This is a genomic window from Vibrio sp. SCSIO 43133, assembly GCF_023716845.1.
Lineage (GTDB): Bacteria > Pseudomonadota > Gammaproteobacteria > Enterobacterales > Vibrionaceae > Vibrio > Vibrio mediterranei.
The window spans coordinates 3,574,867-3,596,940 of record NZ_CP068024.1 but is presented as its reverse complement, the minus strand read 5'-3'; the positions used below and the strand labels follow the sequence as shown (position 1 = coordinate 3,596,940).

Below are 22,074 nucleotides of genomic sequence, written 5' to 3'. Positions count from 1 at the left end.
CTAAGTTATTCACAATTTTTTCGGTTGAATTCGCTTGATCCACACAATTTGCCCTAATTTTACTCACAAATGAATGCACAAAACACAGATCTACCCACAAAAGCAGTATGTTGATCTAACTTGTGCATAGATCAACGTTCAAGCTGTCATTATCTTTTTGTTTGATATTGATAGAGTGATGAAAAAGCCAGCATTCAACCCCGAGTTTGTTATGGTTAATAACAACTAGTTATTTAACTTATCGACATGTTTACCAGTAACATCCTCTCCATAAATATAAGGAGTAGTAAAATGAAAAACTGGATTAAAGGCCTTCTAACCGCTTTAGCGCTTTCTGCAACCGTATCTCAAGCAGCATATGCTGCGACACAACAAGAAGTGAAAGTCGGCATGTCTGGTCGCTACTTCCCATTTACGTTTGTTAAACAAGACAAGTTACAAGGGTTTGAAGTCGACCTTTGGGATGAAATTGGTCGTCGCAATGACTACAAAGTAGAGTACGTGACGGCAAACTTCTCAGGTTTGTTTGGTTTGCTTGAGACCGGTCGTATCGACACGATTTCTAACCAAATCACTATGACAGATGCTCGTAAAGCGAAGTATCTGTTCGCAGACCCATATGTTGTTGATGGTGCTCAAATTACCGTTCGAAAAGGTAATGACAGCATTCAAGGTATTGATGATTTGGCAGGTAAAACAGTCGCAGTGAACCTTGGTTCAAACTTTGAACAACTGCTACGTAGCTACGATAAAGACGGCAAAATCACCATCAAAACTTACGATACAGGTATTGAACATGACGTCGCACTAGGCCGTGCTGATGCTTTTGTTATGGATCGCCTTTCTGCACTTGAACTAATCAAGAAAACAGGCCTGCCACTGCAACTTGCAGGTCAACCTTTTGAAACCATCGAGAATGCTTGGCCATTCGTAAACAACGAAAAAGGTCAAAAGCTGCAACAAGAAGTAAATAGCGCACTGGCAGACATGCGAGCTGATGGTACGCTAGCAAAAATCTCTGAGAAGTGGTTTGATGCTGATATCACTAAAAAGTAAGTGATTACTATTGATACGCCCACTACTCTTGGTAGTGGGCGTTTGTTTTTCTAAGAGTTTGGTACTGTTATGGGATTTGATTTTCAATACATGCTTGAGTTGATGCCGATACTGTTGAAGTATCTTGGTACAACCATGGAAATGGCGATATGGGGACTGCTGTTCTCATTGATTCTATCGGTTATTTTAGCCAACATTCGCGTGTTTAAGATCCCGGTATTGGATCAGCTCAGTCAGCTCTATATAAGCTTTTTCCGTGGTACTCCATTATTGGTTCAGCTGTTTCTGCTTTATTATGGCTTACCACAAATTTTTCCTTGGATGGTTGGGCTCAACGCCTTCAGTGCCGCAGTAATAGGCCTGACTCTGCACTTTGCCGCTTATATGGCAGAGAGTATTCGTGCCGCCATTATCGGCATTGACCGCAGTCAGATGGAAGCAAGTCTTTCTGTAGGTATGACAACTAGCCAAGCCATGCGTCGTATCATTTTGCCGCAAGCAACTCGCGTAGCCCTACCATCATTGATGAACTACTTCATTGATATGATTAAGTCGACGTCGTTAGCGTTCACACTTGGTGTGGCAGAGATTATGGCGAAAGCCCAAATGGAAGCATCATCCAGCTTCCGATTTTTTGAAGCATTTCTTGCCGTCGCGCTCATATACTGGGGTGTTGTGTTAGTACTTACTCGCGTGCAAATTGTCGCAGAACAAAAACTGAATAAGGCTTATCAACGATGATTACATTAAAAAATATCCACAAGCGATTCGGTGACACCGAAGTGCTCAAAGGCATCGATATTGATATCAAACAAGGCGAAATTATCGTCATTATTGGTTCTAGTGGTACCGGTAAGTCTACCTTATTACGTTGCGTCAATTTCCTGGAACAAGCAGATGAAGGCCAAATCTCTATTGACGATGTCTCGGTCAACTGCCAAAGCCATACTAAAGCAGAAGTATTGGCACTAAGACGCAAGACTGGCTTTGTGTTTCAGAACTACGCTCTATTCGCGCACATGACTGCGCGTCAGAATATTGCGGAAGGTTTGATCACAGTAAAGGGCTGGAAAAAAGAGCAAGCTCTTGAGAAAGCACAACAAATTCTCGATGACATCGGTCTAGGAGACAAAGGGGATCAATACCCAGCTTCCCTTTCCGGTGGTCAACAGCAGCGTGTCGGTATTGGCCGAGCGATGGCATTACAACCTGAGCTACTGTTATTCGATGAACCAACTTCAGCACTCGATCCTGAGTGGGTAGGTGAAGTACTTAACCTTATGAAAAAGCTCGCAACACAGCATCAAACCATGCTTGTTGTGACCCACGAAATGCAGTTTGCCAAAGAAGTCGCCGACAGAGTGATCTTCATGGCTGATGGCCATATAGTGGAACAAGGTACACCAGAGCAAATTTTTAACGATCCACAAGATATCCAACTGAAGAAATTTCTAAATCAAGTTGGGATCGAATAGGATCCTTGCGCTCTGGCTCACAAAAAGTATAATTCGCCAACCGGAATTGAAGTTGAACTGATTATTGACTCTTGACGAGTCAGTGATTACAATTCCGCCTCTTTGTTGAGAGGCGTCGGATTTCCTCTCTATATATAGAGTAGGGAAATATGTCCCACGCCGGGTTCAACGAGAACCTAAAACTACTGATCAGTAAAGGTAATAACCATGTCTAAACGCACTTTTCAACCTTCAGTTCTAAAGCGCAAGCGTACTCACGGTTTCCGTGCTCGCATGGCGACTAAGAACGGTCGTAAAGTAATCAATGCACGTCGTGCTAAAGGCCGTGCACGCCTATCAAAATAATTTTCTATTTTGAATAAGCACGCCTTTATTCGGGAGTTACGTTTGTTAACTCCCGAGCATTATCAAAACGTATTTAAGCAAGCTCATCGAGCTGGCTCCCCTCATTTCACCATCATTGCTCGTAAAAACTCTCTCTCACACCCTCGTCTTGGTCTTGCGGTTCCTAAAAAACAGATAAAAACAGCTGTTGCTAGAAATCACTTCAAGCGTCTGGTACGTGAAAGTTTTCGTAACAAACAACATGAACTTCCAAGCAAAGATTTTGTTGTAATTGCAAAGAAGAGTGCGCAAACTCTAAGCAATGAAGAAATGTTCAAACTTCTAGATAAGTTATGGCATCGCCTGTCTCGCCCTTCGCGTGGTTAGCTATCGGACTCGTCTACCTATATAGGTGGATTATCAGTCCTCTTATCGGACCTCGTTGTCGGTTCACCCCAACCTGTTCTCTTTACGCTATAGAAGCCTTGAAAGCTCACGGTTTTGTAAAAGGATGTTGGTTATCAGGCAAACGTCTATTAAAATGCCATCCTTTGAATGAAGGGGGATTTGACCCCGTTCCACCAGTCCAAAAACAAGACAGAGATAAATAACGATGGATTCTCAACGTAATATTCTGTTAATCGGTTTGGCTTTAGTTTCTTTTTTGCTGTTCCAACAATGGCAATCGTATAAGAATCCAGCGCCAGTTCCGACCCAACAGACGCAAAGCAGTACTCTACCTGCGCCATCTTTCGCTGATGAGCATGATCCTGCACCTGGTCAAAGCCAAACTGCTGCAGAAAAAATCATCACAGTGAAAACTGACGTACTAACGCTAGGTATTAATACCGTTGGCGGTGATGTAGTAACAGCAAAATTAAACGAGTACGCAACTGAGTTAGAATCTAGCGAACCGTTTGAACTTCTAAAAGACGATCAAGGTCACCAGTTTATCGCTCAAAGTGGTCTGGTAGGTCCTCAGGGTATTGACCTAAGCAGCACAAGCCGTCCAGCTTATACCGTGTCTGCTGACAGCTTTACCATTGCTGACGGTCAAGATGAACTGCGTGTTCCAATGACATTCGAAGCGAATGGCATCTCTTACACCAAAACCTTCATTCTAAAACGTGGCAACTACGCAATTGATGTTGAATACGATGTAGACAACAACTCTGGCCAAAATGCAACGTTCGGCATGTACGCTCACCTTCGTCAAAATCTACAAGACAAAGGCGGCAGCATCACAATGCCAACATACAATGGCGGCGCATACTCAACTCAAGACGTTCGCTATAAAAAATACAGCTTCGAAGATATGCAAGATCGCAACCTGTCTCTTAACCTGACAGACGGTCAAGGTTGGGCAGCGATGATCCAACACTACTTCGCAGCAGCATGGATTCCTCGTGAAGCACCAGGTACTAACCTTTACACTCGTGTAATCGGTAACCTAGGTGATATCGGTGTTCGTATGCCAAACGCAACAATTGCAGATGGCCAATCAGCAACACTGAAAGCTACACTTTGGGCTGGTCCTAAACTTCAGAAGCAAATGGCTGAAACTGCGCCAAACCTAGATCTAGTAGTAGACTACGGCTGGTTATGGTTCATTGCAAAACCACTTCACACGCTACTATCGTTCATTCAAGGTATCGTTGTTAACTGGGGTCTAGCTATCATCTGTTTGACCTTCATTGTTCGTGGTGCCATGTACCCACTAACAAAAGCGCAATACACCTCGATGGCGAAAATGCGTATGCTTCAGCCTAAGCTGCAAGCAATGCGTGAGCGTATAGGCGATGACCGCCAACGCATGAGCCAAGAAATGATGGAACTGTACAAGAAAGAGAAAGTAAATCCTCTAGGTGGCTGTCTACCAATCTTGCTACAGATGCCAATCTTCATTGCACTTTACTGGGCACTAATGGAGTCGGTTGAGCTGCGTCATTCACCGTTCTTTGGTTGGATTCATGACCTTTCAGCTCAAGACCCATACTACATTCTGCCTCTACTAATGGGTGCAAGTATGTTCTTGATCCAGAAAATGAGCCCGACAACAGTAACCGATCCAATGCAGCAGAAGATCATGACCTTTATGCCGGTTATGTTTACCTTCTTCTTCCTATGGTTCCCATCAGGTCTAGTTCTTTACTGGTTGGTATCGAACATCGTTACTCTGATTCAGCAAACCTTGATTTATCGAGCGCTGGAGAAGAAAGGATTACACTCTAAGTAGTCCTGCTGATTGGTTAACAATACGCGAATAGAATAAAAGGCGGCCTAAATGGTCGCCTTTTTCATTTACCATGATTACAATTTGGCTAAAGTACTGCGATTAGGCAACACAATGACAACAGACACTATTGTGGCACAAGCCACAGCCCCAGGCCGCGGTGGCGTGGGCATTATACGAGTATCAGGCCCTCTCGCTGCTGAGGTTGCCTTACAAGTGACAGGGAAAACGCTTAAACCGCGCTACGCCGACTATCTGCCATTTAAAGCACAAGATGGCAGCGAGCTTGATCAAGGGATCGCTCTATACTTCCCTAACCCACATTCGTTTACTGGTGAGGACGTTCTTGAACTACAAGGACACGGCGGCCCTGTTGTTATGGACATGCTGATTAAGCGCATCCTGCTCATTCCGGGCGTTCGTCCAGCAAGACCTGGCGAATTTAGTGAGCGCGCATTCCTCAACGATAAAATGGACTTAACCCAAGCAGAAGCCATTGCCGATTTAATTGATGCCAGTTCAGAAGAGGCTGCTAAATCGGCACTGCAATCTCTTCAAGGGCAATTCTCTAAACGCATTCAGGTGCTGGTGGAATCGCTAATCCATTTACGTATTTATGTAGAAGCGGCTATCGACTTCCCAGAAGAAGAAATCGATTTTCTAGCGGATGGCAAAGTCGCTGGTGACCTGCAACATATCATTGATAACTTAGAGTCCGTTCGTAAGGAAGCCAACCAAGGTGCCATTATGCGCGAAGGGATGAAAGTGGTTATTGCTGGTCGCCCAAATGCAGGTAAATCTAGCCTGCTCAACGCTCTATCAGGGAAAGAGTCGGCTATCGTTACCGATATCGCAGGCACGACTCGAGATGTCCTGAGAGAGCACATCCATATAGACGGAATGCCACTGCATATCATTGATACTGCAGGTCTACGTGACGCTTCCGATGAGGTAGAGCGTATTGGTATTGAGCGAGCTTGGGAAGAGATTGAGCAGGCTGATCGCGTTCTCTTCATGGTAGATGGCACCACAACAGATGCTACGGATCCAAAAGAAATCTGGCCCGACTTTATCGATCGCCTACCAAGTTCGATCGGCATTACCGTGATCCGCAATAAGGTTGACGAAACAGGCGAAACGCTAGGGATCTGCCATGTTAATGATCCAACCCTAATTCGACTTTCTGCACGCACTGGTGAGGGTGTGCCAGCTTTACGAGAACACCTAAAAGCCATTATGGGCTTCTCTGGTGCCAATGAAGGTGGCTTTATGGCAAGACGTCGACACCTTGATGCGTTAGAGCGAACTGCTGAGCATCTCGATATCGGACAGCAGCAACTAGAAGGTTATATGGCGGGCGAAATTCTGGCTGAAGAACTTCGTATTGCTCAGCAACATCTGAATGAGATTACTGGAGAGTTTAGCTCCGACGATCTGCTTGGTCGTATCTTCTCTTCATTCTGTATTGGTAAATAAGGAACATTAATGATTCATATCATCACAGGTAGCACACTTGGCGGTGCGGAATATGTCGGTGACCACTTGAGTAACCTACTTATAGAACAAGGGCTAGAAACCACAATCCACAATCAGCCTGAGTTGAGTGACATTGAGGCCGAAGGGATTTGGCTTTTAATCACCTCAACGCATGGAGCTGGAGATTACCCAGATAATATCCAGCCTTTCATCTCAGCTCTGCAAGATACACCACCTCGCATGTCGAACGTGAAATACGCTGTCGTTGGCATAGGTGACTCTAGCTATGATACGTTTTGTGCAGCCGGTAAACACGCTTACGAGTTACTTGAAGACATCGGCGCGACACCACTGACAGACTGCCTGCAAATCGATGTTCTCAACGATCCCGTGCCAGAAGACGCTGCGGAAGTGTGGCTCAATGAACACATGAGCAAGTTTAGCTAGAAGCAAACACTTAATAATAAGCGGCTTCGGCCGCTTTTTTTATACCTGTGAGTAACTCTTCAACTTCAATTCACTCATAACGAGTAATTTATGACCAATCAATCTGTGGATAAAATATGATCTTTTCGGTGAAAAACCTATATTTATCCAAAGAACAACTTTCAAGCTCTCCTTTCCCTGTGTATAACTAGCCTTTTTGATCCCAGCTAATACAGTGCCAGATCAATACTAGATCACAACAAGCGATCACAAAAAGATCCATGGATTTGTTGATCATTTTCGACTTATCCACAGAGATCGAGGATCCTAATAATAGATCTAATAAAAGATCATATATATAGATCTTATCTTTATATTACTTATTTCTTGGATCCAAAAAATGTGAAAACCGTTTTTCTCACTTCAAGAAAAGCGGTAGAATACTGCTCCTTTTGGTTTGTCTAAATTTCTCGATTGAATACTGAGGTCGGTTCATGCTTTATCACGAAACATTTGATGTCATCGTAGTTGGTGGCGGACATGCAGGAACGGAAGCCGCACTCGCATCTGCTCGTACAGGGCAAAAGACACTACTGCTAACTCATAATATTGATACGTTAGGTCAAATGTCATGTAATCCTGCCATTGGTGGTATTGGTAAAGGACATTTGGTTAAAGAAGTGGATGCTATGGGTGGTTTGATGGCAGAGGCCATTGATCATGCAGGTATTCAATTTCGTACGCTGAATGCGTCAAAGGGTCCAGCCGTTCGTGCTACACGCGCTCAAGCAGATCGTGCGTTATACAAGGCTTATGTGCGTAACGCCCTAGAAAACACACCAAACTTAACACTATTCCAACAGTCGGTGGATGACTTGATCGTGGAACAAGATCAAGTACGCGGTGTAGTAACTGAGATGGGATTGAAATTCCATTCGAGATCCGTTGTATTAACGGTTGGTACTTTCTTAGGTGGTAAGATCCATATCGGTATGGAGAGCTCTTCTGGCGGTCGTATGGGCGATCAACCATCCATTGCACTCGCGGCTCGTTTGCGAGAGTTACCATTTCGCGTAGATCGTTTAAAAACAGGTACACCTCCACGTATTGATGCTCGAAGCGTCGACTTTTCTGCACTAGAAGTGCAGCATGGTGATAACCCTACGCCTGTTTTTTCTTTCATGGGTAACCGCAACCAACATCCAACGCAGATTCCGTGTTTCATTACGCACACGAATGAGTCCACGCATGAGGTGATTCGCAATAACCTCGATCGAAGCCCAATGTATGCCGGCGTGATCGAAGGTATTGGACCGCGCTATTGCCCTTCTATTGAAGATAAGGTCATGCGTTTTGCGGACAAAAATAGCCATCAGATCTTTATCGAACCTGAAGGTTTAACCACGCATGAGCTGTATCCAAACGGTATCTCAACCAGTTTACCGTTTGATGTACAGGTACAAATCGTTCGTTCAATGAAAGGTTTTGAGAACGCGCATATTGTTCGCCCTGGTTATGCTATCGAATACGATTTCTTTGACCCTCGTGATCTAAAACAGACTTACGAAACCAAGTTTATTTCTGGTTTGTTCTTTGCTGGCCAGATTAATGGCACCACCGGTTACGAAGAAGCGGCGGCACAAGGTCTAATGGCAGGTCTAAACGCTAGCCTCTACTCGCAAGGCAAAGAAGGCTGGAGCCCACGTCGTGATCAGGCTTATATGGGCGTACTGATTGACGATTTATCAACCATGGGTACCAAAGAGCCTTATCGCATGTTTACATCTCGTGCGGAATATCGTCTATTGCTGCGTGAAGATAATGCGGATATTCGTTTGACTGAACATGCGTATAATCTCGGTTTAATTGACGAGAAACGCTGGTCGCGATTCAACGAAAAACTGAATAACATGGCGACTGAGCGTCAGCGCCTAAAAGAAACATGGGTTAATCCAAAATCCGAGGGTATCGAAGCACTTAATGTGCTACTGAAGAGCCCTATTTCTCGCGAAGCAAGCGGTGAAGATCTACTACGTCGTCCTGAATTGAACTATTCACAATTGACGTCATTAGACGCATTCGCACCCGCGATGGAAGATCAACAAGCCAGTGAGCAAGTTGAGATCCAGGTGAAATATGAAGGTTATATTCAGCGCCAACAAGATGAGATAGCTAAGTCGCTTCGTCATGAAAACACCAAGATCCCAGCCGATCTTGATTACAGCGATGTGAAAGGGCTGTCGAACGAGGTCGTTGCCAAGCTGACAGAAGCAAAACCTGAAACGGTTGGAATTGCTTCCCGTATTTCTGGTATTACACCCGCAGCGATTTCCATCCTGTTGGTTTACTTGAAGAAACAAGGAATGCTTAAAAAAGGTGAAGCCGCGTGAGCAACAACTTAACCGCAAAACTTGAACAATTATTATCAGAGACCTCATTAGAGGTCTCTGAACTTCAAAAGCAGCAACTTGTGGGCTATGTCCAATTACTTGATAAATGGAATAAGGCTTACAACTTGACTTCGGTGCGTCGACCTGAAGATATGTTAGTGAAACATATCCTTGATAGCATCATTGTTGGTGAGCACCTCGAAGGTGAGCGTTTTATTGATGTTGGAACGGGGCCGGGACTGCCAGGGATTCCTTTGGCTATCATGCATCCAAACCGTTCATTCACTTTGCTTGATAGCTTAGGTAAGCGCATTCGTTTTATCAAACAGGTGGTTCACGAGCTTAAACTGTCTAATGTGACTGCGGTTCAATCTCGAGTCGAAGAGTTTGATCCTGAAGGTGGCTTTGATGGTGTTCTGAGCCGAGCCTTTGCCTCTATGACCGATATGGTGAATTGGTGTGAACATTTACCAAAATCACAGAGTGGTCGCTTCTATGCATTAAAAGGTCAACTTCATGAACAGGAAGTCTCAGAGCTACCGGAGTGGTGTTCTGTGATCGATATCAAACCTTTGCAAGTTCCTGAGTTGGAAGGTGACCGTCATCTTGTAATCTTATCCAAGAAGGGATAATGGAGAAGTTGTCGTGGGAAAAATTGTCGCTATTGCGAACCAAAAAGGTGGCGTTGGTAAAACTACCACGTGTGTAAATTTAGCGGCATCAATGGCTGCCACTAAACGTAAGGTATTAGTGATAGATCTTGATCCGCAGGGAAATGCGACGATGGCCAGTGGCGTCGATAAGTATCAAGTTGAAACAACTGCTTACGATTTGCTGGTTGATGAGCTTCCTTTTGAACAGGTAGTTTGTCAGGACACTTCTGGTCAGTTTGACCTCATCGCTGCTAATGGAGATGTTACGGCAGCTGAAATTAAACTCATGGAAGTGTTTGCTAGAGAAGTGCGTTTAAAACATGCACTTGCGCCAATCCGCGATAACTATGATTTCATCTTTATCGATTGTCCTCCCTCTTTGAACCTACTTACAATAAACGCAATGGCTGCTGCTGACTCTGTGTTAGTGCCAATGCAATGTGAATACTTTGCCTTAGAGGGACTGACGGCATTGATGGATACCATCAGTAAGTTGGCAGCGGTAGTCAATGAAAACCTGAAGATCGAAGGGCTACTTCGTACCATGTACGACCCTCGAAATCGTCTTGCTAACGAAGTGTCTGAACAATTGAAAAAACACTTCGGAGACAAGGTTTATCGAACCGTTATCCCTAGGAATGTACGCCTCGCAGAAGCGCCAAGTCATGGTAAACCAGCGATGTACTACGACAAGTATTCCGCCGGTGCCAAAGCTTATCTTGCCCTTGCTGGTGAGATGCTACGACGCGAAGAAGTATTGGCTTAACGCTCTTAAGGAAAATAGATTCAATGTCTAAACGTGGTTTAGGCAAAGGGCTCGACGCGCTTTTGTCGACGAGTTCTATTGCCAGAGAAAAACAACAAGTCGCAACGCAAAGCCAAAGCCTATCTACCGATGGTGATCTGGCTGAACTTTCAATCAATAGTCTGCGCCCTGGTATTTACCAGCCGCGTAAAGATATGGCTCCTGAAGCACTCGAAGAGCTCGCAGCTTCCATTCAATCGCAAGGTATTATTCAACCTATTGTGGTCAGAAGTGTTGGCCATGAGCAATTTGAAATTATTGCTGGTGAAAGACGCTGGCGAGCGGCAAGACAAGCTGGCCTGAAAATGGTGCCTTGTCTGGTGAAGAACGTTCAGGATCGTGCTGCAGTTGCGATGGCACTGATTGAGAACATTCAACGTGAAGACCTAAACGCCATTGAAGAAGCTCAGGCTCTGGAAAGGCTACAAGACGAATTTGAATTGACCCACCAGCAAGTGGCCGATGTGATTGGTAAATCACGTACTGCGGTTAGTAACTTACTGCGTTTGAATCAACTAGAGCCATCTGTGAAGAAGCTAGTTGAAGCGAAACAGATAGATATGGGTCACGCTCGCGCACTACTAGCATTGGAAGGTGAAGTTCAATGTGAGGTTGCGGACACTGTTGCTAAGAAACAGCTGACGGTTCGTCAAACCGAAGATTTAGTGAAAAAGTGCTTAAAACCGAACTCTTCAGAGAAAAAACAGTCAGAAGACCGTGATGCTAAAGAAATTTCACATCGTTTAAGTGAAATTCTGGGTGCAAAAGTGTCTCTTGTACGAAATGCAAGCGGAAAAGCAAAAGTAACGATAAGTCTTGATGAACCTCACAAATTGGAGCAACTTATTGCCAAGCTTGAGAGCTAAATGAGATAATTGATGTAGGTCAATTATTTATAAATTGAAATTTTGTGCGAAAGTTATGGTTTTGTGAACGAAATAGCACCTTTTTGGTGCTGTTTGATTGCAATAACTTTGTCGGAAAGTATAATTTTCGCGAATCTCCCAGCACAGTAGTAATTTAGGTGCATTGTGGAAAAAACTATAGGTAAGAATACATGGTAGCTGTGCTAGCTAGACCAGGACGAGAGCTTGCAAAGCGATTGTTACTGATTCAAGCCAGCGCGGTTACATTGGTAGCTGTTGGAATGGCAGTAGCTGTAAATGCTGAGTGGGGAATTTCAGCGCTCATTGGTGGTGGCAGTTTTGTTATCGCTAATGCGGTTTTTGCATTGTGTGCATTTTTGTTTAGTGGGGCTCGAGCAGCGAAAAAGGTTGCCGCGTCTTTCTACGCAGGAGTGACTCTGAAAATCCTCATTACGGTTGCTCTATTCTCGATTGCTTACATGTATATTCAGGTGGAAGTGATTCCCTTGAATCTCACTTTTTTACTGGCCGTCTTAATTAACCTTATGGCACCAGTAATATTCGTCAACAACAAAAAATAGGATGAGTTATGGCTGCGCCAGGTGAAGCGCTAACATCGGCCGGATATATCACTCACCACTTGACCAACCTTTCTTTAGGAAGTCTCGGTCTAGTGGAGGAGACGAGTTTCTGGAACGTACATATCGATAGCCTGTTTTTTTCTGTGTTTACTGGTCTGATATTCCTAGGAGTGTTTCGTTCAGTAGCTAAGAAAGCAACAGCTGGTGTGCCGGGCAAGCTGCAGTGTTTTGTTGAAATGATCGTGGAATTCGTTGACGACAACGTCAAAGAAACGTTTCATGGACGCAACGCGCTAATCGCGCCTTTAGCACTAACTATCTTCTGTTGGGTATTTTTAATGAACGTCATGGACCTTGTTCCAATTGACTTCTTACCTTACCCTGCAGAGCAGATGGGCATCCCTTATCTCAAAGTGGTTCCTTCTGCTGATGTCAATATCACCATGGCTATGGCGCTAGGTGTTTTTGCTCTGATGATTTACTACAGCATCAAAGTAAAAGGTCTAGTTGGCTTTACAAAAGAATTGACGCTACACCCATTTAACAATCCAATCATGATTCCTTTCAACATGCTGATCGAAGTCGTGTCTTTGCTTTCAAAGCCACTGTCTCTCGGTATGCGTCTGTTCGGTAACATGTTTGCGGGTGAGGTGGTCTTCATTCTTTGTGCTGCAATGCTACCATGGTATTTACAATGGATGGGCTCACTACCATGGGCGATATTCCATATTCTGGTTATTACGATTCAAGCCTTCGTGTTTATGATGCTAACGATTGTTTATCTATCAATGGCACACGAAGACAGCGATCACTAACTTTATTAACGCTTTTTATTTGGGCAAATTTAAGCCAACAACTATAAATTGGAGATAGTAATGGAAACTTTACTGAGCTTTTCTGCAATCGCCGTAGGTATCATTATCGGTATGGCAGCATTTGGTACGGCGATCGGTTTTGGTCTTCTAGGTGGTAAATTCCTTGAAGGCGCGGCTCGTCAACCTGAAATGGCTCCGATGCTTCAAGTTAAGATGTTCATCATCGCAGGTCTACTTGATGCGGTTCCTATGATCGGTGTTGTTATCGCACTGCTATTCACATTCGCGAACCCATTCGTTGGTCAGCTAGGTTAATCAGCTTTTTCTCAGACAAGTTTCGGACTTGTCACCTGATTAAACTTTAGCTCGTCAATGAACCATTAGAGGGGTAGCTGTTGTGAATATGAACGCAACTCTGCTAGGTCAAGCAATCTCATTCGCACTATTTGTGTGGTTCTGCATGAAGTATGTATGGCCACCAATCATGAATGCGATTGAAGAACGTCAGAAAAAAATTGCTGACGGTCTAGTAGCCGCTGAGCGCGCTGCTAAAGACTTGGATCTAGCACAAGCCAACGCTTCTGACCAAATGAAGGAAGCGAAGCGCACTGCAACAGAGGTCATTGAACAGGCAAACAAGCGTAAAGCACAAATTGTTGATGAAGCTCGTGAAGAAGCTTTGGCAGAACGCCAAAAGATTCTTGCTCAAGCTGAAGCAGAAATTGAAGCTGAACGTAACCGTGCCCGTGATGAGCTGCGCAAACAAGTTGCAACTCTGGCTGTAGCTGGTGCTGAGAAGATTCTTGAGCGTAGTATCGATAAGGATGCGCAAAAAGATATTCTCGACAATATTACTGCGAAACTTTAAGGCGAGGGGCGCATATGTCTGAATTGACTACAATCGCACGCCCCTATGCTAAAGCAGCATTTGACTTTGCGGTAGAAAAGCAAGCATTAGACCAATGGGTTGAAATGTTAACTTTTGCCGCTGAAATTACCAAGAATGAAGACATTGCAGACCTGTTATCAGGTTCTGTAACGGCGAAAAAAGTCGCTGATATCTTCATTGCCGTTGGTGGTGAACAGTTTGATGAATTCGGTCAAAACTTGATTAAAGTTATGGCTGAAAATGGTCGACTAGCAGCCTTGCCGTATGTGTTAGAAGAGTTTGTAGCTTTCAAAAAAGAGCTAGAAAAACAAATTGATGTTGAAGTGATTTCAGCGTCAGCTCTAAACGACGAGCAACTTGCAGCGATCAGCGACAAACTTGAGAAGCGTCTAGAACGCAAAGTTAAGCTGAATTGCAGTGTAGATGAGACCCTACTTGGTGGGGTTATTATTCGAGCCGGAGATCTTGTAATTGACAACTCAGCACGTGGTCGTTTGAACCGCCTGAGTGAAGCAATGCAGTCTTGATGGGGATTGGAGCATGCAACTTAATTCCACAGAAATTAGCGACCTAATCAAGCAGCGTATCGAATCTTTCGATGTTGTGAGTGAAGCTCGTAATGAAGGTACTATCGTATCGGTAAGCGATGGTATCATTCGCATTCACGGCCTAGCGGACGTGATGCAAGGTGAAATGATTGAATTACCGGGTGGCCGTTATGCACTAGCACTTAACCTCGAGCGTGACTCGGTTGGTGCGGTAGTAATGGGCCCATATGCTGACCTTAAGGAAGGCATGAAAGTAACAGGTACTGGTCGTATTCTTGAAGTACCAGTTGGTCCAGAATTGCTTGGTCGTGTTGTAAACACGCTAGGTGAGCCAATTGATGGTAAAGGTCCAATTGAAGCTAAACTTACGTCACCAGTTGAAGTGATTGCACCGGGTGTAATCGACCGTAAATCGGTTGATCAGCCAGTACAAACTGGTTATAAGTCAGTTGACTCAATGATCCCAATCGGTCGTGGTCAGCGTGAGCTTATCATCGGTGACCGTCAGATCGGTAAAACCGCTATGGCGATCGATGCAATCATCAACCAGAAAGACTCTGGTATCTTCTCTATCTACGTAGCGATTGGCCAGAAGGCATCTACAATCGCAAACGTTGTGCGTAAACTGGAAGAGCACGGTGCACTACAAAACACTATCGTTGTTGTAGCATCTGCATCTGAATCTGCTGCACTGCAATATCTTGCGCCATACTCTGGTTGTGCAATGGGTGAGTACTTCCGTGACCGCGGTGAAGACGCTCTGATTGTTTATGATGATCTATCTAAGCAAGCGGTAGCTTACCGTCAGATCTCTCTACTACTTAAACGTCCACCAGGTCGTGAGGCATTCCCAGGTGACGTATTCTACCTCCACTCACGTCTACTAGAGCGTGCAGCTCGTGTAAACGAAGAGTACGTAGAGCGTTTCACTAACGGTGAAGTGAAAGGTAAGACTGGTTCTTTGACTGCTCTTCCTATCATTGAAACTCAAGCAGGTGACGTTTCTGCATTCGTACCGACAAACGTAATCTCGATTACCGATGGTCAGATCTTCCTACAAACTGAAGCCTTCAACGCGGGTGTTCGCCCAGCGGTTGACCCAGGTATCTCAGTATCTCGTGTAGGTGGTTCAGCACAGACTAAGATCATTAAGAAGCTATCTGGCGGTATCCGTACTGCACTAGCGGCTTATCGTGAACTAGCGGCATTCGCACAGTTCTCATCTGATCTAGATGAAGCAACTAAGCGTCAGCTAAGCCACGGTCAAAAAGTTACAGAACTAATGAAGCAGAAGCAATATGCTCCAATGTCTGTATTTGACCAAGCACTAGTTATCTTTGCTGTTGAGCGCGGCTACCTAGATGATGTTGAAATCAACAAGATTCTAGACTTCGAAGCAGCGCTTCTATCGTATGCTCACAGTCAATATGCTGATCTTGCAAAAGAGATCAACACTACGGGTGCTTACAACGATGATATCGAAGCTCAGCTTAAGAAACTGACTGACGATTTCAAAGCAACTCAGACTTGGTAATTGGTGGGTGACCTTTTGGTCACCACTTATGGAGAGTAACGATGGCCGGCGCAAAAGAGATACGTAATAAAATCGGTAGTGTGAAAAGCACTCAGAAAATTACGAAAGCGATGGAAATGGTAGCAGCTTCAAAAATGCGTCGTTCGCAAGATGCGCGTGAAGCTTCTCGTCCATACGCTGAAACTATGCGTAAAGTGATCGGTCATTTGGCAAACGCAAACCTAGAGTACCAACATCCGTACCTAGAAGAGCGTGAAGCCAAGCGTGTTGGTTATGTCATTATTTCTACTGACCGTGGTCTTTGTGGTGGCTTGAACATTAACTTGTTTAAAAAAGCCATTGTAGAGATGCAAGGTTGGAAAGATAAAGGTGCTGAAATCGAGTTAGCTATTATTGGCTCAAAGGCGACAGCATTCTTTAACAACAGCGGCGCAAAAGTAGCGGCACAGGTATCTGGTCTGGGTGATGAGCCAAGTCTAGAAGACCTAATCGGTACGGTAGGCGTTATGCTGAAGAAGTATGACGAAGGCGAATTGGATCGCCTGTACGTAGTGTATAACCACTTTGTGAACACTATGATTCAGGAACCAACGATCGATCAATTGCTACCTCTGCCTAAATCTGACAGTGAAGAGATGCAGCGCGAACATTCATGGGGCTACATTTATGAGCCTGAGCCAAAACCACTACTAGACGCACTATTGCTTCGTTATATCGAATCTCAAGTGTATCAAGGTGTGGTAGAGAACCTTGCTTGTGAGCAAGCGGCTCGAATGATTGCAATGAAAGCTGCAACGGACAATGCGACCAACTTGATTGATGATCTAGAGCTTGTGTACAACAAGGCGCGTCAAGCGGCTATCACACAAGAACTATCAGAAATCGTTGGCGGCGCAGCTGCGGTTTAAGCTTAGGTAAAACGAAATAGATTAGAGGATTAACGATGGCTACAGGTAAGATCGTACAGATCATCGGTGCGGTAGTCGACGTAGAGTTCCCACAGAGTGACGTACCAAGTGTATACGACGCTCTAAACGTAACGGACTCTAAAGAGCGTCTTGTTCTTGAAGTTCAACAACAGCTAGGCGGTGGCGTAGTTCGTTGTATCGTAATGGGTAGCTCTGATGGTTTACGTCGTGGCGTAACAGTAGAGAACACAGGCGCGCCAATCTCAGTACCAGTAGGTACTAAGACTCTTGGTCGTATCATGAACGTACTTGGTGATGCGATTGACGAGTGTGGTGAGATCGGTGCAGAAGAAAGCTATGCGATTCACCGTGAAGCGCCAAGCTACGAAGAGCAATCTAACGAAGTCGCTCTTCTAGAAACGGGTGTTAAAGTAATCGACTTGGTTTGTCCATTCGCTAAGGGTGGTAAAATCGGTCTATTCGGTGGTGCAGGTGTAGGTAAGACCGTTAACATGATGGAGCTTATCAACAACATCGCATTACAACACTCAGGCCTATCCGTATTTGCGGGTGTAGGTGAGCGTACTCGTGAAGGTAACGACTTCTACTTTGAGATGCAGGAAGCGGGCGTTGTAAACGTTGAGAAGCCTGAAGAATCAAAAGTAGCAATGGTTTACGGTCAGATGAACGAGCCTCCAGGTAACCGTCTACGTGTTGCTCTGACTGGTCTAACAATGGCAGAGAAGTTCCGTGACGAAGGTCGTGACGTACTGCTGTTCGTTGATAACATCTACCGTTACACACTTGCAGGTACAGAGGTATCGGCACTTCTAGGTCGTATGCCATCTGCGGTAGGTTACCAGCCAACTCTTGCAGAAGAGATGGGTGTACTACAGGAGCGTATCACGTCAACAAAAACTGGTTCTATCACGTCTGTACAGGCGGTATACGTACCAGCGGATGACTTGACTGACCCGTCTCCAGCAACAACGTTCGCGCACTTGGATGCAACGGTTGTACTTAACCGTAACATCGCTGCTATGGGTCTATACCCAGCGATTGACCCACTAGATTCAACATCTCGTATGCTTGATCCACTAGTCGTTGGTCAAGAGCACTACGAGGTAGCTCGTGGTGTGCAGCAAACACTGCAGCGTTATAAAGAGCTGAAAGACATCATCGCGATCCTAGGTATGGACGAGCTATCTGAAGAAGATAAGCAAGTTGTATCTCGTGCTCGTAAGATTGAGCGTTTCCTAACTCAGCCTTACCACGTAGCGGAAGTATTTACTGGCGACCCAGGCATCTACGTACCTCTTAAAGAGACTCTACGTGGCTTCAAAGGTCTACTAGCTGGTGACTACGATGACATTCCAGAGCAAGCGTTCATGTACTGCGGTACTATCGACGATGCTATCGAGAATGCTAAGAAGCTATAAGGCTAAATAGGAGGCGATATGGCAGCAATAACCTTTCACCTAGACGTAGTAAGCGCTGAGAAAAAGCTTTTCTCTGGTCGCGTAGAAACGTTCCAGGTGTCCGGTAGCGAAGGTGAACTTGGTATTTTCCATGGTCACACACCGCTGCTGACCGCTATCAAGCCTGGTATGGTGCGTATCGTTAAACAGCACGGCCATGAAGAGTTCATTTATGTCTCTGGTGGTATTGTTGAAGTTCAGCCAGGCACAGCGACTGTGTTGGCTGATACAGCAATTCGTGGTGAAGAACTAGACGCAGCGAAGGCGGAAGAAGCCAAGCGCAAAGCTGAGGAACATATCCAGAATCAGCATGGCGACATGGACTTCGCGCAAGCGGCCAGTGAACTGGCTAAAGCCATTGCTCAGCTTCGAGTAATCGAGCTGACAAAAAAACGTCGTTAATTCAGTTAAACTGAACTAACCGCGATGAAAAAGGCGACCTATGGGTCGCCTTTTTGCTTAATTTTTATTAGAAATTTACCCAATCCATTTAACACTATTGTCATTCATAGCTAGAATGACGTTAGCTTAATTAACGTCAATGGTTTGATAATAATGAAATTCAGTGCAGTTGTTCTTGCTGCGGGGAAAGGAACCCGCATGTATTCCAATAAGCCTAAAGTGTTGCATACACTTGCTGGCAAACCAATGGTAAAACATGTCATCGATACTTGTGAAAGCTTAGGTTCTCAGAATATCCACCTTGTTTATGGTCATGGCGGTGAAATGATGCAATCGGCTTTGCAACAAGAAAAAGTAAACTGGGTTCTACAAGCCGATCAGTTAGGGACAGGTCATGCTGTTGATCAGGCATCTCCTTATTTGGCGGATGATGAAAAAGTGCTGGTCCTCTACGGTGATGTACCTCTTATCTCCGAAGAGACTATTGAAAACCTATTAGATGCTCAGCCTACAGGTGGTATCGCTTTGCTTACTGTCGTTCTTGATAACCCTATGGGTTATGGTCGTATCGTGCGTAAGAATGGTCCTGTTGTTGCGATCGTTGAGCAAAAAGACGCCACAGAAGAACAAAAGCTGATTAAAGAGATCAATACGGGTGTGATGGTGGCAACCGGTGGAGACCTTAAACGTTGGTTGTCCGGCTTAAGCAATGATAACGCGCAAGGTGAGTATTACCTGACAGACGTGATTGCAGCTGCTCATAATGAAGGTCGTGCAGTAGAAGCCGTTCACCCGGTAAACCCTATTGAAGTTGAAGGTGTGAACGACCGTGCTCAGCTTGCTCGTCTAGAGCGTGCATTCCAATCTATGCAGGCGCAGAAATTATTAGAGCAGGGAGTTATGCTACGTGACCCTGCACGTTTTGACCTTCGTGGTCAGTTACAGTGTGGCATGGACGTAGAAATCGATACCAATGTCATCATCGAGGGTAGTGTAACTCTTGGCGATAATGTAGTTATTGGTGCAGGTTGCGTACTGAAAGACTGTGAAATCGATGATAACACACTTGTACGCCCCTATAGCGTAATCGAAGGTGCGACAGTTGGCGAGGAGTGTACTGTTGGCCCATTTACACGTTTACGCCCTGGAGCTGATTTACGTAATGATTCGCACGTTGGCAATTTCGTTGAAGTGAAGAATGCGCGTCTAGGTGAAGGTTCGAAAGCTAATCACTTAACTTACCTGGGTGATGCCGAAATTGGCCAGCGCACTAACGTTGGTGCTGGTGTTATTACTTGCAACTACGACGGTGCAAATAAGTTTAAGACAGTTATCGGCAATGACGTTTTTGTCGGTTCTGACAGTCAACTGATTGCTCCAGTGATTATCGCTGATGGGGCAACGATTGGTGCGGGCACCACATTAACCAAAGATGTAGCTGAAGGTGAGTTAGTGATTACTCGCGCAAAAGAGCGCAAAATTACAGGATGGCAGCGTCCAACCAAACAGAAGTAAACTCTTCCATTAGAAAGGGCCTCATTGAGGCCCTTTTTTGTCTCTTGATACTTATGGTTAGTGGCTTGGAATAGCAATACGCTTTTCCAGCCAGCGTACAGCTTGTGAGACCAATAGTATTAATATTAAGTACTCGAGTACCAAAAACGTATAGATTTCTAAAGGTAAGTACTCATTTACAACCAGCTCATTGGCGCGTCTAGTTAGGTCACTTAGCCCGATAACGCTTACTAATGATGACATTTTGAGGATATAGACAAACTGGTTACCGAGTGGTGGCAGTATCTGACGAAAGGCTTGCGGTAAGATAACCAGTCGCATCTTCTGCCAATAATTGAGGCCGAGTGACTCAGCAGCTTCATGCTGACCACGAGTCACTGCCTGAATACCGCCACGGAACACTTCTGCCATAAAGGCACTTTCCGCGATAGTAAGTGCTATCACTCCTGCCCAAAAATGGTTGAGGGAAATGTCTAATAACGTGGGCATGCCGTAGTACACCCACAGTAACAAAACTAGAACGGGTATGGAGCGAATAACTTCGACATAGACTCGATTAATGGCGCGCAGCCAGGGCTTATCTGACAAGGCTGGAAAGGCAACAAGCAGACCTATAAGCATGGCAAACATCATACTTAGTAAGGAGACATAGATAGTGTCTTTAAAGCCCGCCAATAGAAAGCCGAGGTTAGTTTTTCCTTGTTCAGTTGAGGGATCAAGTACATACCAACCCCACTCATAGTCAGAACAGCCACTTAGAAGTGGTAGGCACAAAACAACAGTAAGTAATCGATAGCTCACAATCGTCCCTAATTATTCCTGAAAAATCCATCTGTTACTGCTATGTTATCAAGGATGTACCACTAATGTTTAATAATTTTAGGGACTATTCAATGAAGAAGTGGATTCTGGGTTTTATTATTACTTTTCTTTCTATCGGTCAGGTAGAGGCTGAAACCAGTCGTCTGCAGAAGATCTTGGATTCAGGTGTATTGCGTGTAGGCACTACGGGTGACTGGAACCCGATGACCATGAAAGATCCTGCGACCAATTCGTATCGTGGTTTCGATATTGACGTGACGACAGAACTTGCCAAAGATCTTGGTGTTAAAGTGGAGTACGTGGCAACGGATTGGAAAACGTTAGTAAACGGTATTACTGCTAACAAATACGATATGACGGGCAGTGCGTCGCTTAATATGTCTCGCGCTAAAGTGGCGGGATATAGCCAGCCCTATTTTTATCTGGCATTTGTCCCCGTGGTTCAAAAGAAAGACCTGGAGAAATTTTCTGATTGGGCCGATTTTAACAAACCTGATGTCAAAGTGGCTGCCACGCTCGGTACCGTGCAAGAGAAAATGGTGAAAGACTTTTTTCCAGATGCTGAGCACATTGTTATTGAAGCACCAGCTCGTGATTTCCAAGAATTACTCGCGCGTCGTGCCGATGTGTCAGTGACGTCAAATGTGGAAGCGGCAACGTTAGTAACCAAGTTCAAGCAACTTGCCATTGTACCTGTTAAGAAGCCTCGCAAGCCGACACCGATTTCGATGCTGTTACCACAAAGTGACCAAGTTTGGATTAACTATGTGAATCATTGGGTAGAGCTGAAAAAAACACAGGGTTTCTTTGAAGAAACTGCGAAAAAGTGGGGGCTGAAAAGTCTTTAATATTTAGAAAAATGGGTGACTCAGTCACCC

The 22,074-nt window shown here is 44.8% G+C and carries 25 protein-coding genes; 24 read left to right on the top strand and 1 reads right to left on the bottom strand.

From position 1 onward, the window contains the following. The first annotated feature begins 291 nt into the window (after window positions 1–291). The 23 genes from JKJ11_RS16815 (at window position 292) to glmU (ending at window position 20,374) form a co-directional block, all read left to right on the top strand. Window positions 292–1,056 carry an amino acid ABC transporter substrate-binding protein gene (locus tag JKJ11_RS16815; RefSeq protein ID WP_252038591.1) on the top strand — a complete coding sequence of 255 codons (765 nt, stop codon included), beginning with the start codon at window positions 292–294 and terminating at the stop codon, window positions 1,054–1,056. 69 nt (window positions 1,057–1,125) lie between these two features. Beyond that, a complete protein-coding gene (locus tag JKJ11_RS16810; RefSeq protein WP_198558512.1) occupies window positions 1,126–1,797 on the top strand; it encodes an amino acid ABC transporter permease in 672 nt (223 codons plus the stop codon). Further along, the gene (locus JKJ11_RS16805) at window positions 1,794–2,531 is read left to right on the top strand and encodes an amino acid ABC transporter ATP-binding protein (RefSeq protein WP_062463369.1); all 738 of its coding nucleotides are present in this window, start codon (window positions 1,794–1,796) and stop codon (window positions 2,529–2,531) included. Before JKJ11_RS16810 ends, JKJ11_RS16805 begins: the two co-directional genes overlap by 4 nt. A 207-nt stretch (window positions 2,532–2,738) precedes the next feature. Continuing rightward, window positions 2,739–2,876 carry a 50S ribosomal protein L34 gene (gene rpmH, locus JKJ11_RS16800; RefSeq protein WP_004400210.1) on the top strand — a complete coding sequence of 46 codons (138 nt, stop codon included), beginning with the start codon at window positions 2,739–2,741 and terminating at the stop codon, window positions 2,874–2,876. Between the two features lie 9 nt (window positions 2,877–2,885). Then, window positions 2,886–3,242, top strand: coding sequence for a ribonuclease P protein component (gene rnpA / locus JKJ11_RS16795; protein WP_081836356.1), 357 nt, complete (start codon window positions 2,886–2,888; stop codon window positions 3,240–3,242). Further along, window positions 3,209–3,466, top strand: coding sequence for a membrane protein insertion efficiency factor YidD (yidD, locus tag JKJ11_RS16790; RefSeq protein ID WP_081836355.1), 258 nt, complete (start codon window positions 3,209–3,211; stop codon window positions 3,464–3,466). Before rnpA ends, yidD begins: the two co-directional genes overlap by 34 nt. Window positions 3,467–3,468: 2 nt before the next feature. Further along, window positions 3,469–5,091, top strand: coding sequence for a membrane protein insertase YidC (yidC, locus tag JKJ11_RS16785; RefSeq protein ID WP_006073083.1), 1,623 nt, complete (start codon window positions 3,469–3,471; stop codon window positions 5,089–5,091). Between the two features lie 111 nt (window positions 5,092–5,202). Further along, the gene (gene mnmE / locus JKJ11_RS16780; RefSeq protein WP_252038590.1) at window positions 5,203–6,564 is read left to right on the top strand and encodes a tRNA uridine-5-carboxymethylaminomethyl(34) synthesis GTPase MnmE; all 1,362 of its coding nucleotides are present in this window, start codon (window positions 5,203–5,205) and stop codon (window positions 6,562–6,564) included. A 9-nt stretch (window positions 6,565–6,573) separates the two neighbouring features. Then, complete coding sequence (mioC, locus tag JKJ11_RS16775) at window positions 6,574–7,011, top strand: FMN-binding protein MioC (protein WP_252038589.1); 438 nt, start codon at window positions 6,574–6,576, stop codon at window positions 7,009–7,011. A gap of 473 nt (window positions 7,012–7,484) precedes the next feature. Then, a complete protein-coding gene (mnmG, locus tag JKJ11_RS16770) occupies window positions 7,485–9,380 on the top strand; it encodes a tRNA uridine-5-carboxymethylaminomethyl(34) synthesis enzyme MnmG (protein WP_252038588.1) in 1,896 nt (631 codons plus the stop codon). Beyond that, complete coding sequence (gene rsmG, locus JKJ11_RS16765) at window positions 9,377–10,012, top strand: 16S rRNA (guanine(527)-N(7))-methyltransferase RsmG (RefSeq protein ID WP_038224167.1); 636 nt, start codon at window positions 9,377–9,379, stop codon at window positions 10,010–10,012. The genes mnmG and rsmG overlap by 4 nt, the downstream gene beginning before the upstream one ends. Before the next feature lie 13 nt (window positions 10,013–10,025). Further along, window positions 10,026–10,799: a ParA family protein gene (locus tag JKJ11_RS16760; protein ID WP_038224165.1), complete on the top strand. Its 774-nt coding sequence runs from the start codon at window positions 10,026–10,028 to the stop codon at window positions 10,797–10,799. A gap of 23 nt (window positions 10,800–10,822) precedes the next feature. Further along, window positions 10,823–11,704, top strand: coding sequence for a ParB/RepB/Spo0J family partition protein (locus JKJ11_RS16755; protein ID WP_006073071.1), 882 nt, complete (start codon window positions 10,823–10,825; stop codon window positions 11,702–11,704). 191 nt (window positions 11,705–11,895) lie between these two features. Then, window positions 11,896–12,285 carry a F0F1 ATP synthase subunit I gene (locus JKJ11_RS16750; RefSeq protein WP_006073069.1) on the top strand — a complete coding sequence of 130 codons (390 nt, stop codon included), beginning with the start codon at window positions 11,896–11,898 and terminating at the stop codon, window positions 12,283–12,285. A gap of 8 nt (window positions 12,286–12,293) precedes the next feature. Further along, window positions 12,294–13,100, top strand: coding sequence for a F0F1 ATP synthase subunit A (atpB, locus tag JKJ11_RS16745; RefSeq protein WP_006073067.1), 807 nt, complete (start codon window positions 12,294–12,296; stop codon window positions 13,098–13,100). A gap of 60 nt (window positions 13,101–13,160) precedes the next feature. Next, the gene (gene atpE / locus JKJ11_RS16740; protein WP_006073065.1) at window positions 13,161–13,415 is read left to right on the top strand and encodes a F0F1 ATP synthase subunit C; all 255 of its coding nucleotides are present in this window, start codon (window positions 13,161–13,163) and stop codon (window positions 13,413–13,415) included. An 82-nt stretch (window positions 13,416–13,497) separates the two neighbouring features. Next, the gene (gene atpF / locus JKJ11_RS16735; protein ID WP_006073063.1) at window positions 13,498–13,968 is read left to right on the top strand and encodes a F0F1 ATP synthase subunit B; all 471 of its coding nucleotides are present in this window, start codon (window positions 13,498–13,500) and stop codon (window positions 13,966–13,968) included. A gap of 14 nt (window positions 13,969–13,982) precedes the next feature. Next, complete coding sequence (gene atpH / locus JKJ11_RS16730) at window positions 13,983–14,516, top strand: F0F1 ATP synthase subunit delta (protein WP_031493873.1); 534 nt, start codon at window positions 13,983–13,985, stop codon at window positions 14,514–14,516. Window positions 14,517–14,529: 13 nt separating this feature from the next. After that, complete coding sequence (atpA, locus tag JKJ11_RS16725; RefSeq protein ID WP_006073059.1) at window positions 14,530–16,071, top strand: F0F1 ATP synthase subunit alpha; 1,542 nt, start codon at window positions 14,530–14,532, stop codon at window positions 16,069–16,071. Between the two features lie 41 nt (window positions 16,072–16,112). Continuing rightward, complete coding sequence (atpG, locus tag JKJ11_RS16720; protein WP_006073057.1) at window positions 16,113–16,979, top strand: F0F1 ATP synthase subunit gamma; 867 nt, start codon at window positions 16,113–16,115, stop codon at window positions 16,977–16,979. A gap of 35 nt (window positions 16,980–17,014) precedes the next feature. After that, on the top strand, window positions 17,015–18,418 hold the full coding sequence (gene atpD, locus JKJ11_RS16715; RefSeq protein ID WP_006073055.1) for a F0F1 ATP synthase subunit beta: 1,404 nt from the start codon (window positions 17,015–17,017) through the stop codon (window positions 18,416–18,418). Between the two features lie 18 nt (window positions 18,419–18,436). Continuing rightward, on the top strand, window positions 18,437–18,859 hold the full coding sequence (locus JKJ11_RS16710; protein WP_006073053.1) for a F0F1 ATP synthase subunit epsilon: 423 nt from the start codon (window positions 18,437–18,439) through the stop codon (window positions 18,857–18,859). A 153-nt stretch (window positions 18,860–19,012) separates the two neighbouring features. Then, the gene (gene glmU, locus JKJ11_RS16705) at window positions 19,013–20,374 is read left to right on the top strand and encodes a bifunctional UDP-N-acetylglucosamine diphosphorylase/glucosamine-1-phosphate N-acetyltransferase GlmU (RefSeq protein ID WP_038222699.1); all 1,362 of its coding nucleotides are present in this window, start codon (window positions 19,013–19,015) and stop codon (window positions 20,372–20,374) included. 57 nt (window positions 20,375–20,431) lie between these two features. On the opposite strand, the gene JKJ11_RS16700 is transcribed toward glmU, so the two are convergent. Next, window positions 20,432–21,175 (bottom strand): amino acid ABC transporter permease, encoded by a 744-nt coding sequence (locus JKJ11_RS16700; RefSeq protein ID WP_252038587.1) that lies wholly within the window; start codon window positions 21,173–21,175, stop codon window positions 20,432–20,434. A 92-nt stretch (window positions 21,176–21,267) separates the two neighbouring features. Here JKJ11_RS16700 and JKJ11_RS16695 point away from each other — a divergent pair, with 92 nt between their 5' ends. Next, window positions 21,268–22,044, top strand: a complete 777-nt coding sequence (locus JKJ11_RS16695) for a transporter substrate-binding domain-containing protein (protein ID WP_252038586.1) — start codon at window positions 21,268–21,270, stop codon at window positions 22,042–22,044. Window positions 22,045–22,074: the final 30 nt, after the last annotated feature.

Bases quoted from the DNA above. Each gene is read 5' to 3' on its own strand.
- JKJ11_RS16815 (WP_252038591.1), top strand. From the start codon at position 292: ATGAAAAACTGGATTAAAGGCCTTCTAACCGCTTTAGCGCTTTCTGCA.
- JKJ11_RS16810 (WP_198558512.1), top strand. From the start codon at position 1,126: ATGGGATTTGATTTTCAATACATGCTTGAGTTGATGCCGATACTGTTG.
- JKJ11_RS16805 (WP_062463369.1), top strand. From the start codon at position 1,794: ATGATTACATTAAAAAATATCCACAAGCGATTCGGTGACACCGAAGTG.
- rpmH (WP_004400210.1), top strand. From the start codon at position 2,739: ATGTCTAAACGCACTTTTCAACCTTCAGTTCTAAAGCGCAAGCGTACT.
- yidD (WP_081836355.1), top strand. From the start codon at position 3,209: ATGGCATCGCCTGTCTCGCCCTTCGCGTGGTTAGCTATCGGACTCGTC.
- yidC (WP_006073083.1), top strand. From the start codon at position 3,469: ATGGATTCTCAACGTAATATTCTGTTAATCGGTTTGGCTTTAGTTTCT.
- mnmE (WP_252038590.1), top strand. From the start codon at position 5,203: ATGACAACAGACACTATTGTGGCACAAGCCACAGCCCCAGGCCGCGGT.
- mioC (WP_252038589.1), top strand. From the start codon at position 6,574: ATGATTCATATCATCACAGGTAGCACACTTGGCGGTGCGGAATATGTC.
- mnmG (WP_252038588.1), top strand. From the start codon at position 7,485: ATGCTTTATCACGAAACATTTGATGTCATCGTAGTTGGTGGCGGACAT.
- JKJ11_RS16755 (WP_006073071.1), top strand. From the start codon at position 10,823: ATGTCTAAACGTGGTTTAGGCAAAGGGCTCGACGCGCTTTTGTCGACG.
- JKJ11_RS16750 (WP_006073069.1), top strand. From the start codon at position 11,896: ATGGTAGCTGTGCTAGCTAGACCAGGACGAGAGCTTGCAAAGCGATTG.
- atpB (WP_006073067.1), top strand. From the start codon at position 12,294: ATGGCTGCGCCAGGTGAAGCGCTAACATCGGCCGGATATATCACTCAC.
- atpE (WP_006073065.1), top strand. From the start codon at position 13,161: ATGGAAACTTTACTGAGCTTTTCTGCAATCGCCGTAGGTATCATTATC.
- atpH (WP_031493873.1), top strand. From the start codon at position 13,983: ATGTCTGAATTGACTACAATCGCACGCCCCTATGCTAAAGCAGCATTT.
- atpA (WP_006073059.1), top strand. From the start codon at position 14,530: ATGCAACTTAATTCCACAGAAATTAGCGACCTAATCAAGCAGCGTATC.
- atpG (WP_006073057.1), top strand. From the start codon at position 16,113: ATGGCCGGCGCAAAAGAGATACGTAATAAAATCGGTAGTGTGAAAAGC.
- atpD (WP_006073055.1), top strand. From the start codon at position 17,015: ATGGCTACAGGTAAGATCGTACAGATCATCGGTGCGGTAGTCGACGTA.
- JKJ11_RS16710 (WP_006073053.1), top strand. From the start codon at position 18,437: ATGGCAGCAATAACCTTTCACCTAGACGTAGTAAGCGCTGAGAAAAAG.
- glmU (WP_038222699.1), top strand. From the start codon at position 19,013: ATGAAATTCAGTGCAGTTGTTCTTGCTGCGGGGAAAGGAACCCGCATG.
- JKJ11_RS16695 (WP_252038586.1), top strand. From the start codon at position 21,268: ATGAAGAAGTGGATTCTGGGTTTTATTATTACTTTTCTTTCTATCGGT.